General features: G+C 70.8%; 17 protein-coding genes. 10 read left to right on the top strand and 7 right to left on the bottom strand.

The window, feature by feature from the left end; all coding sequences use genetic code 11:
- The first annotated feature begins 203 nt into the window (after window positions 1-203).
- From ABZW30_RS13745 to ABZW30_RS13735, 3 genes are read left to right on the top strand one after another with little or no spacing between them, the layout of a single operon-like run.
- Window positions 204-389 carry a hypothetical protein gene (locus tag ABZW30_RS13745; protein ID WP_355671288.1) on the top strand — a complete coding sequence of 62 codons (186 nt, stop codon included), beginning with the start codon at window positions 204-206 and terminating at the stop codon, window positions 387-389.
- Window positions 390-441: 52 nt separating this feature from the next.
- Window positions 442-2,844, top strand: coding sequence for an FxsB family cyclophane-forming radical SAM/SPASM peptide maturase (locus tag ABZW30_RS13740; RefSeq protein WP_355671287.1), 2,403 nt, complete (start codon window positions 442-444; stop codon window positions 2,842-2,844).
- Window positions 2,845-2,859: 15 nt separating this feature from the next.
- Window positions 2,860-3,642 (top strand): AAC(3) family N-acetyltransferase, encoded by a 783-nt coding sequence (locus ABZW30_RS13735; protein ID WP_355671286.1) that lies wholly within the window; start codon window positions 2,860-2,862, stop codon window positions 3,640-3,642.
- Window positions 3,643-3,747: 105 nt separating this feature from the next.
- On the opposite strand, the gene ABZW30_RS13730 is transcribed toward ABZW30_RS13735, so the two are convergent.
- Complete coding sequence (locus ABZW30_RS13730) at window positions 3,748-4,308, bottom strand: GNAT family N-acetyltransferase (RefSeq protein WP_355671285.1); 561 nt, start codon at window positions 4,306-4,308, stop codon at window positions 3,748-3,750.
- Between the two features lie 275 nt (window positions 4,309-4,583).
- Between ABZW30_RS13730 and ABZW30_RS13725 the strand changes: the two genes are divergently transcribed.
- Window positions 4,584-5,246 (top strand): DUF4097 family beta strand repeat-containing protein, encoded by a 663-nt coding sequence (locus ABZW30_RS13725; RefSeq protein ID WP_355671284.1) that lies wholly within the window; start codon window positions 4,584-4,586, stop codon window positions 5,244-5,246.
- A gap of 43 nt (window positions 5,247-5,289) precedes the next feature.
- Window positions 5,290-6,399: a serine hydrolase domain-containing protein gene (locus tag ABZW30_RS13720; protein ID WP_355671283.1), complete on the top strand. Its 1,110-nt coding sequence runs from the start codon at window positions 5,290-5,292 to the stop codon at window positions 6,397-6,399.
- A gap of 457 nt (window positions 6,400-6,856) precedes the next feature.
- On the opposite strand, the gene ABZW30_RS13715 is transcribed toward ABZW30_RS13720, so the two are convergent.
- Together ABZW30_RS13715 and ABZW30_RS13710 are read right to left on the bottom strand one after the other, a co-directional pair.
- Window positions 6,857-7,051 carry a DUF397 domain-containing protein gene (locus tag ABZW30_RS13715; RefSeq protein ID WP_355671282.1) on the bottom strand — a complete coding sequence of 65 codons (195 nt, stop codon included), beginning with the start codon at window positions 7,049-7,051 and terminating at the stop codon, window positions 6,857-6,859.
- A 2-nt stretch (window positions 7,052-7,053) separates the two neighbouring features.
- Window positions 7,054-7,929 carry a helix-turn-helix transcriptional regulator gene (locus tag ABZW30_RS13710; protein ID WP_355671281.1) on the bottom strand — a complete coding sequence of 292 codons (876 nt, stop codon included), beginning with the start codon at window positions 7,927-7,929 and terminating at the stop codon, window positions 7,054-7,056.
- 135 nt (window positions 7,930-8,064) lie between these two features.
- On the opposite strand from ABZW30_RS13710, the gene ABZW30_RS13705 reads away from it, so the two are divergent.
- A complete protein-coding gene (locus tag ABZW30_RS13705) occupies window positions 8,065-8,439 on the top strand; it encodes an ATP-binding protein (protein WP_355671280.1) in 375 nt (124 codons plus the stop codon).
- Window positions 8,436-8,681 (top strand): hypothetical protein, encoded by a 246-nt coding sequence (locus ABZW30_RS13700; RefSeq protein ID WP_355671279.1) that lies wholly within the window; start codon window positions 8,436-8,438, stop codon window positions 8,679-8,681. The genes ABZW30_RS13705 and ABZW30_RS13700 overlap by 4 nt, the downstream gene beginning before the upstream one ends.
- A 621-nt stretch (window positions 8,682-9,302) precedes the next feature.
- Here the strand turns inward: ABZW30_RS13700 and lipB are convergent.
- From lipB to ABZW30_RS13685, 3 genes are all read right to left on the bottom strand, one after another.
- Entirely contained in the window at window positions 9,303-9,944 is a 642-nt protein-coding gene (lipB, locus tag ABZW30_RS13695; RefSeq protein WP_355671278.1) for a lipoyl(octanoyl) transferase LipB, read from the bottom strand.
- A gap of 99 nt (window positions 9,945-10,043) precedes the next feature.
- The gene (locus tag ABZW30_RS13690) at window positions 10,044-10,589 is read right to left on the bottom strand and encodes an NIPSNAP family protein (RefSeq protein ID WP_355671277.1); all 546 of its coding nucleotides are present in this window, start codon (window positions 10,587-10,589) and stop codon (window positions 10,044-10,046) included.
- Window positions 10,586-11,062, bottom strand: a complete 477-nt coding sequence (locus ABZW30_RS13685) for a hypothetical protein (protein ID WP_355671276.1) — start codon at window positions 11,060-11,062, stop codon at window positions 10,586-10,588. Before ABZW30_RS13685 ends, ABZW30_RS13690 begins: the two co-directional genes overlap by 4 nt.
- A 56-nt stretch (window positions 11,063-11,118) precedes the next feature.
- On the opposite strand from ABZW30_RS13685, the gene ABZW30_RS13680 reads away from it, so the two are divergent.
- The gene (locus ABZW30_RS13680) at window positions 11,119-12,042 is read left to right on the top strand and encodes a WYL domain-containing protein (protein ID WP_355671275.1); all 924 of its coding nucleotides are present in this window, start codon (window positions 11,119-11,121) and stop codon (window positions 12,040-12,042) included.
- 3 nt (window positions 12,043-12,045) lie between these two features.
- Here the strand turns inward: ABZW30_RS13680 and ABZW30_RS13675 are convergent, their stop codons facing one another.
- Window positions 12,046-12,243 carry a DUF397 domain-containing protein gene (locus ABZW30_RS13675; RefSeq protein ID WP_355671274.1) on the bottom strand — a complete coding sequence of 66 codons (198 nt, stop codon included), beginning with the start codon at window positions 12,241-12,243 and terminating at the stop codon, window positions 12,046-12,048.
- Between the two features lie 198 nt (window positions 12,244-12,441).
- On the opposite strand from ABZW30_RS13675, the gene ABZW30_RS13670 reads away from it, so the two are divergent.
- Both ABZW30_RS13670 and fxsT read left to right on the top strand, forming a co-directional pair.
- On the top strand, window positions 12,442-13,782 hold the full coding sequence (locus ABZW30_RS13670; protein WP_355671273.1) for a TIR-like protein FxsC: 1,341 nt from the start codon (window positions 12,442-12,444) through the stop codon (window positions 13,780-13,782).
- A 252-nt stretch (window positions 13,783-14,034) separates the two neighbouring features.
- Entirely contained in the window at window positions 14,035-17,889 is a 3,855-nt protein-coding gene (fxsT, locus tag ABZW30_RS13665; RefSeq protein ID WP_355671399.1) for an FxSxx-COOH system tetratricopeptide repeat protein, read from the top strand.
- Window positions 17,890-17,903 lie beyond the last annotated feature (14 nt).

The following is a 17,903-nucleotide window of genomic DNA, read 5'->3' as shown; positions in this document are numbered from 1 at the left end:
TCGGCGCGCGCAGCGGCGAAGTGCGCGACCGCTGAACGGGTGAATTCTTGGGGATTTGCGCGCCGCGGTATGGCGTCGATCGGCTGGGCAGACCAACTTGAGGAGGCAAGGTGCCGCGCGGAGTCCGCGTGGGCACTACATTGGTCGCAACCGGGTGACCTACCCGGACTCGGCAGGTCCTAACCGCGCCTAAGGAAAAGAACATGACTCCGGTAACCAGCACCAGGCCGGCCGGCAACCTCACTGACACTCAGGAGACGCCGGAACGCCCGTCCCTCGCCGAACTCGCCGCCCTGGGCGCCGAGGAACTGGCCGCCCGACTGCAGCGCGCACTCCCCGGCGCGGAATCCGGCCTTGTGCCGGTAGCGGCCTTCAACTCCTCCATCTGACCCGGCCCGGAACGCCGAACGGACTCCAGGCCGAGCCGAACCTGCCACACCCATGACGACGCGAATTCCGGTGCCACTGACGCAATTCGTGGTCAAGATGCACAGTCGGTGCGATCTCGCCTGCGACCACTGCTACGTCTACGAGCACGCCGACAGCAGCTGGCGCTCCCGCCCCAAGGTCATCGGGGACGAGATCCTGGCCAAGGCCGCCGAGCGGATCGGCGAGCACGCGGCCGCCCATCGGCTGTCCGCCGTCCGGGTCGTCCTGCACGGGGGAGAACCCCTGCTCGCCGGCCCGGACCGGTTGCGCCGCGCCGCCGAAGCGCTCCGGGCGGTGCTCCCGCCCGGCTGCGCCCTCGACCTGCGCATCCACACCAACGGCGTGCTGCTGAGCCGCGCCTTCCTCTCGCTGTTCGCGGAGCTGGACGTCAAGGTCGGCGTCTCGCTGGACGGTGACCGCGCATCCAACGATCGCCATAGGCGCTTCGCCGACGGGCGCAGCAGCCACCCCCAGGTCCTGCGGGCGGTCGCGCTGCTGAACGAGCCCGAGTACCGGCACCTGTTCGCCGGGCTGCTGTGCACCATCGACATCGAGAACGACCCGGTCGCCGTCTACCGGGCGCTCGCCGAACTCCGGCCCCCGGCCGTCGACTTCCTGCTCCCGCACGCCACCTGGGACGAGCCGCCGAAGCGGCTCCCGGACGGCGGCGACACCCCCTACGCCGACTGGCTGCTCACCGTCCACAGGATGTGGGAAGCGGACCGGCGGCCGTTCGCCGTGCGCACCTTCGAGTCCGTGCACCGGACCCGGCGCGGGCTCTCCAGCCTCACCGAGTCACTGGGCCTGGAACCCTCGGACCTGGCGGTGCTGGAGACGGACGGGACCTTCGAGCAGGCCGACAGCCTGAAGACCGCGTACGACGGCGCGCCCGCCACCGGGATGAACGTCTTCGAGCACAGCCTCGACGACCTCGCCCTCCACCCCGGCATCGCCGCCCGCCAGTCCGGTCTGGCCGGACTGAGCGCCGACTGCCGGGCCTGCCCCGTGGTCCGCTCGTGTGGTGGCGGGCTGTACGCCCACCGCTATCGGGCGGACACTGGTTTCGACAATCCTTCCGTCTACTGCGGTGACCTCATGACGCTCATCAACGGCATTTCGGGGGGCGGAAGTTCGCCCTCCGGTTCTTCGTCCGTCCCGGCGCAGGGAGGAGAGCCGCTGCTGTCCGCCGTGCTCACCGCTGCGCAACTGGACGAACTGGCCCGGGGGTACGGAGGCGCGGACACCGTCGCCGCCCTCGGCCGCTCGCAGCTGGCGCTGACCCGGGCGATGCTGGCCGCCGCCTGGGACGCCTCCGGGCAGGGGAGGGCCGAGGCGTGGGGGCTGCTGTCCTCGCTCGACGAGGCAGCGCCAGGAGCCGTGGACGCCGTGCTGGCGCATCCGTACGCGCGGGTCTGGGCGGCGCGCCGGCTCGGCGGGGATCTGACCGTCGGGCTGGGGGAGTTGGCGGCGCTGGCGGCTGCGGCGGCGGTGCGGGCCGGCCGGGGGGACGCGGTCGCGGTGCCGGTGCGGGGCGGGTGGCTGCACCTGCCGACGCTGGGGAGGATCGCCGTACCGGACGGGGAGGCGGTGGTCACCGGGCTGGCGGACGGCTTCTCGGCGCGGGCCTCGGACGGGTCGGTGTTCACCTCGTACGACCAGCCGCTGCGGCGGGTCCGGCTGGCGGGCGGGTGGACGGTCGCGCTGGAGGACGTCGACCCGCTGCGGGACAGCCACGACCACCCGGTGGCCGGACGGCTCCCGGACGGTGAACTGCTCGGCTGGACCGGCGCGTTGCGGGAGGCCTGGGAGCTGCTCGGGCGGGACCTGCCCCGGTACGCGGAGGGTATCCGGGCCGGGCTGACGACCGTGACCCCGCTGCGGCCCGGGCCGCAGGGCCGGGACGTCAGCTCGGCGGCCCGGCAGGCGTACGGCGCGGTGGGCATCGCCCGGCCCGCGACGGCGCCGACCCTGGCGCTGCTGCTCGCGCACGAGTTCCAGCACGTGAAGCTGGGGGCCGTGCTGGACCTGTTCGACCTCTACGACCGGGCCGACGACCGGCTCTACTTCGCGCCCTGGCGGCCCGACCCGCGCCCGCTGGAGGGGCTGCTCCAGGGCACCTACGCGCACCTCGCGGTGACCGAGTACTGGGGCACGCGTACGGCCGCGTACGACGGGCTGCCGGGTGAGGCGGCCGACCGGGCGCGGGCGCAGTTCGCGCTCTGGCGGCGCTACACGGCGGAGGCGGTCGAGCGCTTGGCCGAATCGGGGGCGCTGACCGCGCTCGGCCGGCGTTTCGCGGACGGGATGCGGGAGAGTGTCTCCCCGTGGCTCGCGGTGTCGCTGCCGGCCACGGCGGAGCGGGACGCCGAGCGGGCGCGTCGGGAACGTGGGCAACTCCGGCTTGCCGGGGCCTGATTCGAAGGAGCCGCTGTGCTGTCTGCCGCCGTCCTCGCCGATCGGTTCGCCCGGCTGGGTGTCCGTCCGGGCATGGTGCTGCACGTCCAGGCGTCGCTGCGGGCGCTGGGACCGGTCGAGGGCGGGCCGGGCGGCGTGGTCGACGCCCTGCGCGAAGCGCTGGGAGCGGAGGGGACGTTGGTGGCGTACACCGCTACGCCCGAGAACTCCTCGACCTCGCGCATCTACCAGGCCGCCGTTGCGGGGCTATCCCCGGCCGAAGTCGACGCCTACCGCGCGCGGATGCCGCGCTTCGACCCGGCCGGCACGCCGGCGTCCCCGACGATGGGCGCGCTCTCCGAGGCCGTCCGCACCCACCCCGGAGCTCTGCGCAGTGGCCACCCGCAGACCTCCTGGGCGGCGGTCGGGCCTCGGGCGGCGGAGATCACCGGCCGCCACCCGCTCACGTCCCACCTCGGCCCGGAGTCCCCATTGGGTCGCCTCTACGACCTCGACGCCCGGGTGCTGATGCTCGGTGTCCCCATGGCGCGTTTCACTGCCTTCCACCTCGCAGACCTCCGCCAGCCCGACGTCCGCCTCCGCGAGTACCGCTGCGTGACCCCTGGCGGCTGGACCGGCTTCCAGGCTCCCGACCTCGACGACGTGCACTTCGCCGACCTCGGCACCCGCGTCCTCGCCGCCGCCACCGGCGTCACCACCGCCCGCATCGGCACCGCCGACTGCCGCCTCGTCCCGGTACGGGAGGCGGTCGACCTCGCCGACCGGTTCCTCCGCACCCGTGTCCTCGCCCGGACCTGACCCCGTCGATTCCCCGCCCCGGCCCCCCGTCGCCGTTTCGGCTGTGCCGAAGCGGCGACGTCGCCCGCGCTCTTCCCGCGCTAGAACGACGGCGGCGCGGGCCGGCTACCGGCGCTGCTGCCACTCGGTCCGGGTGAGCTCGTACTCGACCTCGCCGTGCTCGGAGCCGGGGATCGACTCCGGCCAGTCGCCGGTGAAGTTCCGGAGGAACGACAGGCCGGACTTCTCCATCACGCGTCGGGACCGGGTGTTGACGGTCATGGTGTTCGCGGTGACCCGGTCCACTGCGAGGTCGGTGAAGCCCTTGTCGATCAGGTCCCGCGACCCCTCGGTGGCGTAGCCCTTGCCCCAGGCGGCCTGGTTCAGCCGGTAGCCGAGTTCCACGACGGCGGGGCTCCGCTCGTCGAGGGGGCGGAACTCGAACCAGCCCAGGAAGGTCCCGGTGGCCTTCTCCTCGGCGGCCCAGAAGCCACGGGTGCCGAAGCACGGGTGGTCGTGGAGGAGGCGCGGCAGGATCCTCGTCCGGACCGTTTCCAGGCTGGTCGGCTCGCCGCCGTTGATGAAGCGCATGACCTCGGGGTCGTTGTCCAGTGCGAAGAGGTGGTCGGCGTCGGCTTCGGTGAACGGGCGTAGCAGGAGGCGCTCGGTCGCAAGGAAGACATGCATGCCGCGATCTTGTCCGTCCGCCATCGGGCATGCCACCGGATATCCGCTCCGAGGATGTCTCGGCAGTAGCGTTTACTCTTCATTCATTGCAACGCGCGGGGTGGGTGTTGTTGCATTCAGATTACGCCAGTTGCAACGATTTCCCGCTATTCACCTGCGATGATGGCAATTTGGCGCAACGAAGCTGTTGCCTGATGCGCGAACGCAACGTAGCTTTTCCGTTGTCAGAAACGCCGGGCCGACAGGGGTCCGCCGTCGGAGAAGGAGAAGCAGCCATGCAGAAGTTCGCCACCGCCGCCCCGATCGCCGCCGTCCTGGACGTCCCCGCCGGCCGCATCCAGTTCATCGCCGCCGACCGCGCCGACACCACCGTCGAGGTGCGCCCCGCCAACCCCGGCAAGGGCCGCGACGTCCAGACCGCCGAGCAGGCCGTCGTCTCCTACGCCGACGGTGTCCTGCGGATCCGCACCGGCGAGCCCGGCAACAAGCTCCTGGGCCCCGGCGCGATCGAGGTCACCGTGCAGCTGCCCGCCGGCTCCCGCGTCGAGGCCCGCACCGAGAGCTGCGAACTGCGCGTCGTCGGCCGCCTGGGCGACGTCGACTTCGAGGGCGCCTACCGCCAGATCAAGATCGACGAGGCCGCGAGCCTGCGCCTGAAGGCGGTCGACGGCGACGTCGAGGTCGGCCGCCTCGCCGGCCCCGCGAGCATCAGCACCGCCCGCGGCGACATCCGCGTCACCGAGGCCGTGCGCGGCACCCTCACCCTGCGCACGGAGACGGGCAGCATCACCGTCGGCGCCGCCACCGGCACCTCCGCCTCCCTCGACGCCGGCACCAGCTACGGCCGCGTCAGCAACTCCCTGCGCAACGACGGCACTACCGAGCTCGACATCCGCGCCACCACCAACCACGGCGACATCACCGCCCGCAGCCTCTGACCCGGCACCCGCCGACCTCCCCCCAGCGAAAGAAGGAACGACCGTGAGCACCATCGAGCAGAACGCAGCCCAGGGCCGCCCAGAGCTGCAGAAGGCCATCCAGGACTTCGTCGACGCCGGCTTCGCCGGGGTGCAGATGCGGGTGCACGACGAGCGCGGCGAGTGGGTCGGCAGCGCCGGGGTGCACGAGCTGGGCGAGAACGCCAAGCCGTCGACGGACGGGCAGTTCTGGGTGGGCAGCACCACCAAGACCTTCGTCGCCGCCCTGGTGCTGCACCTGGTGGCTGACGGTCTCGTCGAGCTGGACTCCCCGGTGGCCGAGCACCTGCCCCGGTTCGGGCTGGACGAGCGGATCACCGTGCGGATGCTGCTGCAGCACACCAGTGGCGTCTACAACTGCACCGGCGAGCTCGACGAGGAGGGGACCTTCGTGCCGGGGCTGCCCTCCATAGGCAAGGCATGGGTGGACAACCGGTTCCACGGCTACCAGCCGGATGAGCTCGTACGGTTCGCGCTGTCCCGGCCGGCGCGGTTCGAGCCGGGCACCGACCAGAGCTACTCCAACACCAACTACACGCTGGCCGTCCTGCTGATCGAGGCGCTCACCGGCCGCACGTACGCCGAGGAGATGCGGCAGCGGATCCTGCGGCCGCTCGGCCTGCACGGCACCGTGGTGCCGGGCGACTCGTCGGAGATCCCCGGCCCGCACGCCCACGGCTACTACCGTTACCAGGACGGCGAGGAGTGGAAGGTCGTCGACGTCGCCCGCCAGAACCTCTCGCTGCTGCTCGGTTCCGGGGACATGATCTCCACCACCCGCGACCTGCAGGCCTTCTTCTCCGCGCTGCTCGGCGGCAGGCTCCTACCGGCCCCGCTGCTGGACGAGATGCGGACGCCGCACGGCCTGCTCGGCTACGGACTGGGCCTGTTCGTCCAGGAGTTGGGCCCGGACAACGGCGACGTCACCATCGTCCACCACAACGGCGGCGCCCCCGGCGGCTACGGCGCGTTGATGATCGCCACCCCGGACGGCGGCGCGACCCTGACCGCCGGGCTCACCACCGGCGACTCCGACGCCGACCCGGCCCAGGAGTTCCCGAAGGCGCTGGACCGGCTGATCAAGGCGGTGTTCTGCGACGGACGGGCGGCGTAGTCATCGCGCTCCCAAGGCCCCGACATCGAAGGTGCGGCCCGGATGGTCTGACCATCCGGGCCGCACTCTTGGACTACGTCAGCGAGGGGAGCCGTAGCGAAGATCCACGAAGGCACCCACCAGTCCACCGAGCGTGATGGCGGGTACGGTCGCCGCCCAGGGGTCGCCGGCCAACACTCCTGTGATCATCACCAGAGCGATGACAGCCAACGCGATCACCCGGGCCGGGGTCGACCGTGGTAGCAGATGGAGAGGCCGGTCGCTCCGTCGCTGCCGAGTCAACTTGACGGCGAGCAGAACTACCGCGGCCACAAGGAGCGGCGGCACCATCACGTGCGCGGAACTTCCCATGCCGTTCGCCCTTCTCGTGGTGTGGCTCAAGGTCCTGGAGCCGGACGCGGACGTCGACCGGGCCGACTTCCTGCGCTGGGAGCGCAAGCCCGGCCGGAGCGGGGCGTCAGGCGGTGAAGTGGTCGAACTCGCCGGCCTTGGCACCGTTGATCCAGGCGTTGAGCTTGGCGCGGGTGGTGGTGACGATGGTGGTGGGGTCGTCGGACTCGCGGATGTAGACCAGCTCACCTGCAGAAGCGATTTCGACACAGTTGGCCTGGTCGTTGCTGAAGCTGGACTTCTGCCAGTTGAGCTGGTGCATGGCTATCTTCCCTGGACCTTGTAGCGGATGTGCTGGAGCAAGCCCAGTGAGTCGCGCTGGGCTGGTGATGACTCGGACGTCGCCGCTGACAGAGGAGGTAGTGCCAAGCTCCTGAGCCGGTCGAACTTCCGGTCAAATGTTGTCACGACCTCAGGATCGCCGATGAAGTCGGACCCATGCAGGTGGTCGAGCAAAACGGAGTCCAGCCGGGTGTGCACTCCTCGGATGAGAAGGAAGGAGCTGTCGTTCGAAGCGTACGTGGTGCAGTCGAACGGGAGGATCTGAATCGTCACGTTCGGCAGCCTGCTCATTTCGATCAGATGGTTCAGCTGGTCCCGCATGACTGCGGGCCCTCCGTACATCATGTGCAGGGCCGCCTCGTGGATCACAGCGCGGTACGGGGGTGCGTTGTTGCCTGTCAGTACCTTGCTGCGCTCGCGGCGGAACTCGACCATCTTCTCGTTGTACCCCTGGATGACCTCGCTGTAGGCCTTGGTCTGCAGGAGCCCTGGGATCAGGAGAGATTCGTAGGTGTCCAAGGCCGTTGCGCACATCTCCGCTTCGGCCAGATCGAGCGCACTGCGCTTCGTGTGGTGCTTGAACTCGGTCCACCAACCTTTCCCCGAGCTCTCGCTCATGGCGATGAGGCCAGCTCGGTACTCGGGGTCCGTGACATTGCAAATGTCGAGCCAAGCATTCAGTCGCTCAAGATTGAGGCCAAGTCTGCCAGCTTCAGTGTGGCTGATGTTCGGACCCTTTACTCCCAGGGCCTCGCCGATCTCCAGGGCTGAGATGCCTTTGGTATCTCGAACACGGCGCAGTTCCTCGCCAAAGCGGCGCTGTCGTTCGCTGATCCCCGTCCTGAACCCCATGGGCATGCCTTCCCGCGATCCATGTCTACGCACAGTGTAGGTGTATGTGCGGAGAGTGTTGCAGAGTTGAGGAGTATTTGCCTATAGGTCAGCCTCACCGTCGATCAGACGGATCGTCACTACATCGCTGGGAGATTCCCCATGTGTGACCCCAACCTCAACTCCCCCTCCCTCGCCGTGTCCCGCGAGGCGCTGCGCGGCGCCATGGAGCGCGCCGGGTACCGCGACCCCGCGATCGCGGACGCCGAACTCGCGCTGGTGGAACTGATCGTGAACGCGTGGCGGCACGGGTTGACCGCCTCGCCCGTCGTCGTGGTCGAGATCGTCGCCGGCACCACGCGCGTCACCGTCGCCGACCGCAGCTCGACGCTGCCCCAGCAGCAGAAGCCGGACTCGCTCGCCGAGTCCGGACGTGGGTTGCAGTTGGTGGAGGGGCTCACCCACCGGTGGGGTGCAGAGCCGCAGAAGCTGGGCAAGCGGGTCTGGTTCGAGCTGGAGCTGGGCGGCGCCGCGTGAACGCCCTCCACCCGATCCACCCGGCCGATCCGGCGATCCACCACCTCACCGGCCCGCAGATCACCGAGTTGATCGTGGAACTGCGGACGGAGGGGCGCGAGTTCGGGATCTTGTGGCCCTCGGCCAAGCCCGGCGAGACCATCCTGAACGGCCGGGTCCTCGTCAACCTCGGCAACGTCCCGGCGAGCACCGTGATCAACCTGCTCGCGCTGCTCCGCGAGTTCAAGCGCCACCGGAGCTGATCGCGACACTCAGGGATAGGTGCCAACTGTGGCACGCGGGCCCCGTCCGTGGAACGGGGCCCGCGCCGTCATTGATGTCCGTCCCTGTCCTTACGATCACGGCATGTCTGATGCCTTCTCCATGCTGTGGACCCAGGAGACCTGCCGTGACCTGCGCAAAGCGGGTCGCGAGGGGGAGCGGCCGGCGGTCGCCTACAGCGGGGTGCACCAATCGCTGCCCGCCTGGTCGGGCGCTCGCGCCGGGGACGACGTGTACGCGCTGCACGTCAACCGGGGTGAGGTGTTCCTGGTGAGCCGGATGCGGGTGGTCGACCTGGAGCGGCGCGACTGCTGCCCTTCCGGCCACGACGAGTGGTGGATGCTCGGCGCCGGCGGCTGCGGTGCGTCGGAGGTGCACGTGGACGGGACGCCGGTGCGCTTCGACCAGCCGATACCGGGCGAGCTGCTGGAACGGCTCACCTGGCGCAACCGTAGGGGTCAGACCCGTGGCCTGAAGTATGTGGTGGACGGCCGCCTCGAACGCGCGGTCAGCCTCCAGGGCTTCTACTGGCTGACCCCCCGAATCGGCCGACGAGCTCGCGGAGCTTGTCGGCCCGTGAGGCCTGATGGCGTATCGGGTCGTCAAACGGCCCCGAGCGCCGCTGCTACAGCCTCTCGTACCACTTCTTCGGCAGGGGCGGGTCGGCCCGTGGCCGCGGCCATTTCCGCCAGCGAGGTCATTGCCACCTCGGGCAGCCCGCAGGCCGTGAAGGCCGAGAACGCCGCCAGGTCCGGTGCGATGTTCAGAGCGAACCCGTGGCTGGTCACGCCGCCACGAATCCTCATACCGATCGAGGCGACCTTCTGGTGCTCCGGTGTCCAGACCCCCACCAAACTCTGGGCCTTGGGCGGCGTGTCACGCCGAACGGCCGGCAGGCCCAGTGAGTCCAGGGCGCTGATCAAGCCGTGCTCCAACCAATGCACGATGTCGCCGGGGCCGCGCTCGCGGAGATTGATCACCAGGTAGCCGATGAGCTGCCCCGGTCCGTGGTAGGTCGCCTGCCCGCCCCTGTCCACCTCGACGAGAGGGATACCGGTGTGCGCGGGCAGTTCATGGCGCGGTGTCCGGGCGCTGTAGGTGATCACTGGGGGATGAGTGAGCAGTACCAGCCGGTCGGCGATCAGCCCCTCTTGGCGCTGTCGGACCCAGGTGCCCATCTGCTCGACCGCTTCCGTGTAGGGGATCTCGCCCAGATCAACCCGTTCCAGCTCGCGCTCGCCCATATTCGACCCTCCCGGCACCATCCCCGTCCGACGGACAGGCTGAGCGTACGCCGGAGCGCGCAGGAAGTCGGTCCGGCCGACTTCCTGCGCAATGCAGGCCTACCCCGTGACGGGTTCCAGGCGGAGGTGCTGGTGCGACCAGGGCGGCGGCTCGGCCGGGCCGAACCACACGCGGACGTCCTCGCCGGCGCGGACGGGAAGCTGCGGAAAGTCGTTCTCGGCGTGCTCGGTGCGCTGCAGGGCGTGATCCGGGCCCAAATGGCAAGCGGCGTACGCATCGAAGGCGGCCGCGTCGGCGGGACGGCAGATGGTGGCGAGCACCTCGTGGGTGCCCGGCGCCGGGCTGAAGCCGGGGCCGCACAGGAGCAGGACGTCGTCGCTGTCGACCATGGTGGCGTTGGCCGCGTCGCGGTGCTCGCGCCAGATCGGGCCGCCGTAGAAGGCCTCCAGCGAGCGGCGGCGCTCGGCCATGTCGGGAAAGGCGCGCAGCCAGACGAAGCGGTTCGGGTCGTCCAGGTCGCGGAACCGGCCACCGACGGTGATGCCCACCGCCTGCTGGCCGGTCACGAACTCGCGCTCGAACAGCTCGATCAGGGTCTCGCGGGCGCCGGGGTGCAGGGTGTACTGGCGCAGTTCGACGATCATGCGCCGAGCCCGTCGAAGGCCGGGCCGGTGCGGGTGAGGTCCATCGTCCAGTTGAGTTCCCAGCTGCGACCCCCGTCGGCCGAGAATTCCTGCTCCCAGCGGGCGGTGTCCGGGCCGAGGCGGTACCAGGTGAAGTGCACCCGGATCGGGCGCCCCTGGTACGTGTCCTCGCCGTGGAAGTCGCCTCGGTCACCGGTGAAGCCGCCGATCACCGGAGGGTCGAGCCGTCCCGTCCGGCTGTCGGACCAGTAGATCGACCACTGCTCGGTCGTACGGTCGAACAGCCGCAGGGTCGCGCCCCGGCGGTCGAGGGTGGGGAAGACGATCTCGTCGATGTTCCCGCCGCCCCCGAACAGCGGCCGGATCACGGACCGGCCGGGGAACTCCTCCCAGGTGCCGCCGCCGGTGAGCGGTGCGGTGAGGCGGCGGTTGGCCACGTCCCAGGAGCCGTGCAGGAAGTCGAAGTCGTTCATGGGGCGGAGGCTAATCCCGCTCCACTGACATCTGCTGTCAGTGGATACTGGGCGGCATGCGCGCGAGTCGACTGGTCGCCCTGCTCCTGCTGCTCCAGAACCGTGGCCGGATGACCGCCCAGCAGCTGGCCGAGGAGCTGGAGGTCTCCGTCCGTACGGTCTACCGGGACGTCGAGGCGCTCACCGCCGCCGGCATCCCGCTGTACGGCGAGGCCGGGCACGCGGGCGGCTACCGGCTGGTCGACGGCTACCGGACCCGCCTCACCGGGCTGACGGCCGACGAGGCGCAGGCCGCCTTCCTCGCCGCGCTCCCGGGCACCGCCGCCGAACTCGGCCTCGGCGAGGCGCTCGCCACCGCCCAGCTCAAGCTGAGGGCTGCTCTCCCGGCCGAACTGCGCGACCGCGCCGGACGGATCCAGGAACGCTTCCTGCTCGACGCCCCCGGTTGGTACGGCGAGGCGGACGACACCCCGCACCTGGCGGCCGTCGCCGCTGCGGTGTGGGCGCGGCGGGCGGTGGTGCTGCGGTACCGGCGGTGGCGGGCCCCGGAGGAGATCGAACGGCGGGTCGAGCCGTACGGGCTGGTGCTCAAGGCCGGTCGCTGGTACCTGGTCGCCGCCGGGCCGTCCGGGACGCGCACCTACCGGGTCGACCAGGTGATCGAACTCCGAGAGCTGGGCGAGGAGTTCGCCGTACCGGGCGGCTTCGACCTGGCCGCGTACTGGAGGACGTACCTGGCGGACTTCCGTGCCCGGCTGCACACCGGGGAGGCGCTGGTGCGGCTCACCCCGGAGGGCGCGCGCCGTCTCGGGGTGACTCCCGCGAAAAGTGGGGAGGCCCGGGTGCCCATCGAGTCGATCGAGCACGCCCACGGGGAGTTCCTGCGTCTCGGCGCGGACGTCGAGGTGCTGGCGCCGGCCGAGCTCCGGGGCCGCATCGCGGCCACCGTCAGGGCGCTGGCCGCCCGCTACGACCAGTGAGGATCAGAGGCCGACGAAGTGGTCGAACTCGCCGTCCTTGGCGCCGAGGATCCAGGCGTTGAGCTTGGTGCGGGTGGTGGTGACGACGAGATCGGGGTTGTCCGACTCGCGGATGTAGACGAGCTCGCCTTCGGAGGCGATTTCGAGGCAGTTGGTGTTGGTGCCGCTGAAGCTCGACCTCTGCCAGTTGAGCTGGTCCATGGATGCCTCTCCCTGATCGTTCACGGTGGCCGAAACGAGGGTACTGCTCAACGGTGAACGCAGCGGCATCGTTTCGGTCATGTCAATTCGTGCGAGGCGTTGTGCTATTCCATTGGGGTGTCAGTCGTTCCTACACTGAAGCCCCGCCGCCCGGGGGCTGCGGGAACCAGGTTGCCGACGGGCCCGGGGGAGGCACGTGTGACTGACCGGGGCTGGGACGAGGACGACGCCCGGCCGTACTTCTTCCTCTCCTACGCGCACACTCCGAAGTCCGGTGCGCGGGGTGCCGGCGACCCGAACCACTGGGTGCGCCAGCTGTACCGGGACCTCTGCGAGGCGGTGCTGCAACTCACCACCGTCCCGGCCGGGGTGCCGGTCGGGTTCATGGACGAGTCCATGCACCAGGGCGAGTTGTGGGCCGACCGGCTGTCGGAGGAGTTGGCGACCTGCCGGGTGTTCGTACCGCTGTACTCGCCCCGGTACTTCAACAGCGTGCCGTGCGGTCAGGAGTGGCACGCCTTCACCCGCCGTCCGGTCTATCCGGCGACCATCGACGCGGAGCGCACCAGCGGCATCGTCCCGGTGCTGTGGGCGCCGATGAGCCGCTACCGGCTGCCCCAGGTAGCCAGTGAACTGCAGTTCAACCACGCGAGTTTCGGGCCCGACTACGCCACCGAGGGCCTGTACGCGCTGATGAAGCTGACCTATTTCCGCTCCGCCTACGAGCTGGCCGTGCACCGGCTGGCGGCGCGGATCGTGCAGGTGGCGGAGGAGACGGTGATCCCGGTCGGGCGGCGGCTGGAGTTCAACGGGCTCCCCAGCGCCTTCAACGTGACCGCCCCGACCAAGCAGCTGCGGATCTCCGTACTCACCTACCACCAGGGCGAGTTGCCGTCGGACCGCAACCCCGACTTCTACGGCGCCAAGCGCAGCGACTGGCACCCCTACCGTCCGGCCGGGTCGCCGATCGCGCAGCACGCGGTGCGCCTGGCACGGCAGTTGGGGTTCCAGCCGACCGTCCACGAATTCGACGACGAGGTCGAGTCCATCATCGAGGGGAACGCCGAGGCCCCCGGGCTGCTGTTGCTGGACCGGTGGGCGCTGCGCGACCCGCGCCGCCGTGAGCTGGTCCGCCGCTTCGACAGCTCCGACGCCACCTGGGTGGGCGTGCTGGAGCCGTGGAACACCGACGACCGGGAGTGCCTCGAACGCGACGGCGAGTTCAGCGGGTTGAGCGACCAGACGCTGCGCAAGACCCGGCGCGCGGGCCGCCCCAGCTTCCTCGGGGTGACCGGCCCGACCGGGCTGAACACCCTGGAGGACTTCGACGACGCGCTGCCCCGGGCGGCGATGAAGGCCAAGTACGCCTTCGAGGGCCGCACCAGGGCCGAACCGGAGGAGCCGTCGGTCCCCCGGCCGAGCCTGCGGGAGGCCTTCCGCCGCCCGGGCGGGTACGGCCCGGGTCACGCCGAGGAAGGGGGCCACCAGGTGGACCCCTTCGGCCCGGACCCCCACGACCCCGACCACGACGACCCGTGACGCCCGCAATGCACCCTGATGACCGCAACGCACCGTGACGAACACAACGCACCGTGACGACGGCGATGACCCCGATGACGGGATGGCGCCCTTGGGAGGACCGTACCGATGAGTGAGAACACCACCAGGAACTTCCGCATCGGCGCCGCCGAGCTCGCCGCCCAGCGCGAGGCCGAGCGGCGGGGCGCGGCGCAGGACCGCAACGGCCGGATCATCACCTTCTACTCCTACAAGGGCGGCACCGGCCGAACCATGGCCCTCGCCAACACCGCCTGGATCCTGGCCGCCAACGGCTTCCGCGTCCTCACCGTGGACTGGGACCTGGAGGCGCCCGGCCTCGCCAAGTTCTTCCACCCCTTCCTCGACCCGGCCTCCCTGGCCGGTACGACCGGGATGATGGACCTCATCGCCGAGTACCGCGAGGAGGCGCTGCGCCCGGTCGAGCACGCCGAGGGCTGGCACCTGGACTTCGCCCGGGTGCACCCGCACGCGCTCTCGCTCACCTGGCCGCACTTCCCGGACGGCGGCAGCCTGGACTTCCTCTCCGCGGGCCAGTTCAACCGGGACTACTCCGAGGCCGTCACCCACCTCGACTGGGACATCTTCTACGACCGCTTCGACGGCGGGCAGTTCTTCGACGCGCTCAAGGCCGACATGGCCAAGCGCTACGACTACGTGCTGATCGACTCCCGCACCGGCCTGTCCGACATCGCCGAGATCTGCACCGTGCAGATGCCCGACGACCTGGTGGTCTGCTTCACCCTCAGTGACCAGTCCATCGACGGCGCCTCCCGGATCGCCCAGCACATCCACGACCGCTACCGCGAGCGCGGCATCCGCATCCTGCCCGTCCCGATGCGCATCGACGAGGGCGAGAAGGAGAAGGCCGACGCCGGCCGCGCCCTCGCCCGGGTCCGCTTCGACGGACTGCCGTCCGGCCTGGGCGGCGACGAACTCGCCCAGTACTGGGGCTCGGTGGAGATCCCGTACCGGCCGTTCTACGCCTACGAGGAGATCCTCGCCACCTTCGGCGACCAGACCGGCACCCCCACCTCGATGCTGGCGGCCTGCGAGCGGCTCACCTCCGTGATCACCGAGAGCCGGGTCACCGGCCTGCCGGTGATGGACGAGGAGGTGCGGCTGCGCTACGTGGACGCCTTCACCCGCCGCCGCCCGTCCGTCCCCGCCGACCTGTACCTGTCCTACGTGCCCGAGGACCGGATGTGGGCGGACTGGATCGAGTCGATCCTGACCCGGGCCGGCTTCCGGGTGCTGCCGCGCGACCTCAGCGCCGGCACCGACCCGCGCGAGGAGACCGAACGCGGCATCGACTCCGCCTACCGCACGGTCGCCGTGCTCTCGCCCGCCTACCAGCGCTCTCCGCAGGCGCGGGCGCTGTGGGAGTCGGTGGTCAGCTCCGACCCCTCCGGCACCCGCCGCCAGCTGCTGCCCGTCCGGGTCGGCGACGTCCGGCTCACCGCGCCGTTCAGCAACCGCAACCCGGTCGACCTGGTCGGCCGCGACGAGAACCAGTCGATCCAGAGCCTGCTGCGCGCGCTCGGCCGCGGTGACGCCGCGCTCGGCGACGCCCCCAGCGGCGGCCCGCGCTTCCCCGGCAGCAAGCCCTCGGTGTGGGACGTCCCGCCGCGCAACCCCTCCTTCACCGGCCGCGCCGCCGTCCTGGAGCAGCTGCGCAACCAGCTGCGCGGCGGCATGGCGGCCGTGCTGCCCACCCCGCAGACCCTGTACGGCCTCGGCGGCGTCGGAAAGACCCAGGTGGCGCTGGAGTACGCCCACCGCTTCATGTCCGACTACGACCTGGTCTGGTGGATCGACGCCGAGCAGACCGAGCTGGTCGCCCCGGCGCTGGCCGAACTCGCCCGCCGACTGGGCCTGCGGGTCGGCGACTCGGTGACCGAGGCCGCCGAGGCCGCCCGGGAGGCGCTGCGCCGCGGCGTGCCCACCTCGCGCTGGCTGCTGATCTTCGACAACGCCGACGAGCCGGCCGAGATCCGCCGCTTCTTCCCCGGCGGCTCCGGCCACATCCTGGTCACCTCCCGCAACCAGGCCTGGACCGGGCACGCCGAGGCGCTGGAGGTCGACGTCTTCACCCGCGGCGAGAGCGTCGAGCACCTGTGCCGGCGCGCCCGCAGCCTCTCCCGCCCGGACGCCGACCGGGTCGCCGAGGCGGTCGGCGACCTGCCGCTGGCCGTCGAGGTGGCCGCCGCCTGGCTGGACACCACCGGCACCCCGGTGGACACCTACGTCACCCAGCTGCACGCCGAGGCCGCCCGGGCGCTCGCCGTCGGCCGCCCCGCCGACTACCCGACCCCGGTCGCCGCGACCTGGAACGTCTCGATCGGACGGCTGCGCCAGCAGTCCCCGGCGGCGGTGCGGCTGCTGCAGCTGTGCGCCTTCTTCGCGCCCGAGCCGATCTCGATGAACCTCTTCTACAGCGACCAGATGATCCGGGCGCTGGTGAAGTTCGACGCCGACCTCAGCGACAAGTTCATGCTGGGCAAGGTGATCCAGGCGATCGGCCGGTACGCGCTGGCCAAGGTCGACGCCGGCAGCAACAGCTTCCAGGTCCACCGGCTCGTCCAGGCGGTGATCCGGGCCGGGATGACCGACGACGAGCAGGAGATCGCCGTCCACGAGGTGCACCGCATCCTCACCGGCGCCCGGCCCGTCCTCGGCGACACCGACGACCCGGCCAACTGGCCCGCCTTCGACGAGATCTGGCCGCACCTGTCGCCGTCCAAGGCGCACAACTGCGACGAGGCGGACACCCGACAGCTGCTGATCGACCGGGTCCGCTACCTGTGGAAGCGCGGCGAGCTGGACCGCGCCCGCGACCTGGGCCACGCCCTGGACGCGGAGTGGACCAGCAAGCTCGGCGAGGACGACCGGCAGACCCTGCTGCTGCGCTTCCAGCTCGCCAACGTGCTCCGCTCCCAGGGCAATTACGCCGAGGCGCTGGCCCTGGACGAGTCCACCCTGGAGCGCCAGCGGGCGCTGCTCGGCGAGCACCACCCGTACACCCTGATGACGGCCGGCTCGCTGGGCGCCGACCGCCGGGCGCTCGGCCGGTTCCAGGCCGCGCTGGACCTCGACCAGGAAATCCTGGAGCAGTTCCGGGAGTTGTTCGGCGACGACAACCCGCGCACGCTCTCCATGGCGAACAACCTGGCGATCGACTACCGGCTGGTCGGCAACAGCGAGGCCGCCCGCGAACTCGATCAGGAGACCCTCGACCGGCGCACCGCCGTGCTCGGGCCCAGGCACCCCTACACCCTGTCCACCAAGTCCAACCTGGCCCGTGACCTGCGCGAACTCGGCGACTACCGCGGCTCGGTGGACCTGCTCCAGGAGGTCACCTCCGACCTCGGCGACGTGCTGGACCCGGACCTACCGGAGAACCTGCGCAACGCCAAGTCGCTGGCGGTCTCGCTGCGCCGGATCGGCCAGCTCGCCGAGGCCCGCCGGATCACCAAGGAGACCTACGAGCGCTACCTGGAGCGGTACGGCGCCGACGCCCCCGACGCGCTGGCCTGCGCGCTCAACCTGGCCGCCGACCACAGCGCCTCGGGCGACAAGGAGGCCGCCCGGGACCTCTGCGCCACCGTCTTCGAGGGCCACCGGCGGCTGTTCGGCGACGAGCACCCGTTCACCCTGGCCTGCGCCAACAACCTCGGCATCTACCTGCGCGGCAGCGGCGACGTCCAGGGCGCCATCGAGCGCGGCCGGCTCACCGTCGAGGGGCTGACCCGCTCGGTCGGGGCGGAGCACCCGTACACCCTCAACGCGGTGATCAACCTGGCCAACGCCTACGGCGACGACGGGCAGATAGAGCTCGCCGAGCGGCTCGGCCGGGCCGCCTACCAGGGCCTGTGCGAGCGCTACTCGCCCCAGCACCCGGACGCGGTGGCCTGCGAGGCCAACCTCGCGATCACCCTGCGGGCGGCCGGCCGGCACACCCATGCCGCGGAGCTGCGCGCGCGGGCGATCGCCGAGCTGATCCGCCAGGTCGGCGAGGAGCACCCCAACACGGTCTCCGCGCGCGGCTGGAAGCGGATCAACCGCGACCTGGAGCCGCAGCCGGTGTGACCGGGAGGGGCGGG

It is taken from the genome of Kitasatospora sp. NPDC004669 (genome assembly GCF_040609455.1).
Lineage (GTDB): Bacteria > Actinomycetota > Actinomycetes > Streptomycetales > Streptomycetaceae > Kitasatospora.
This window is presented reverse-complemented; position numbering and strand designations above follow the sequence as displayed.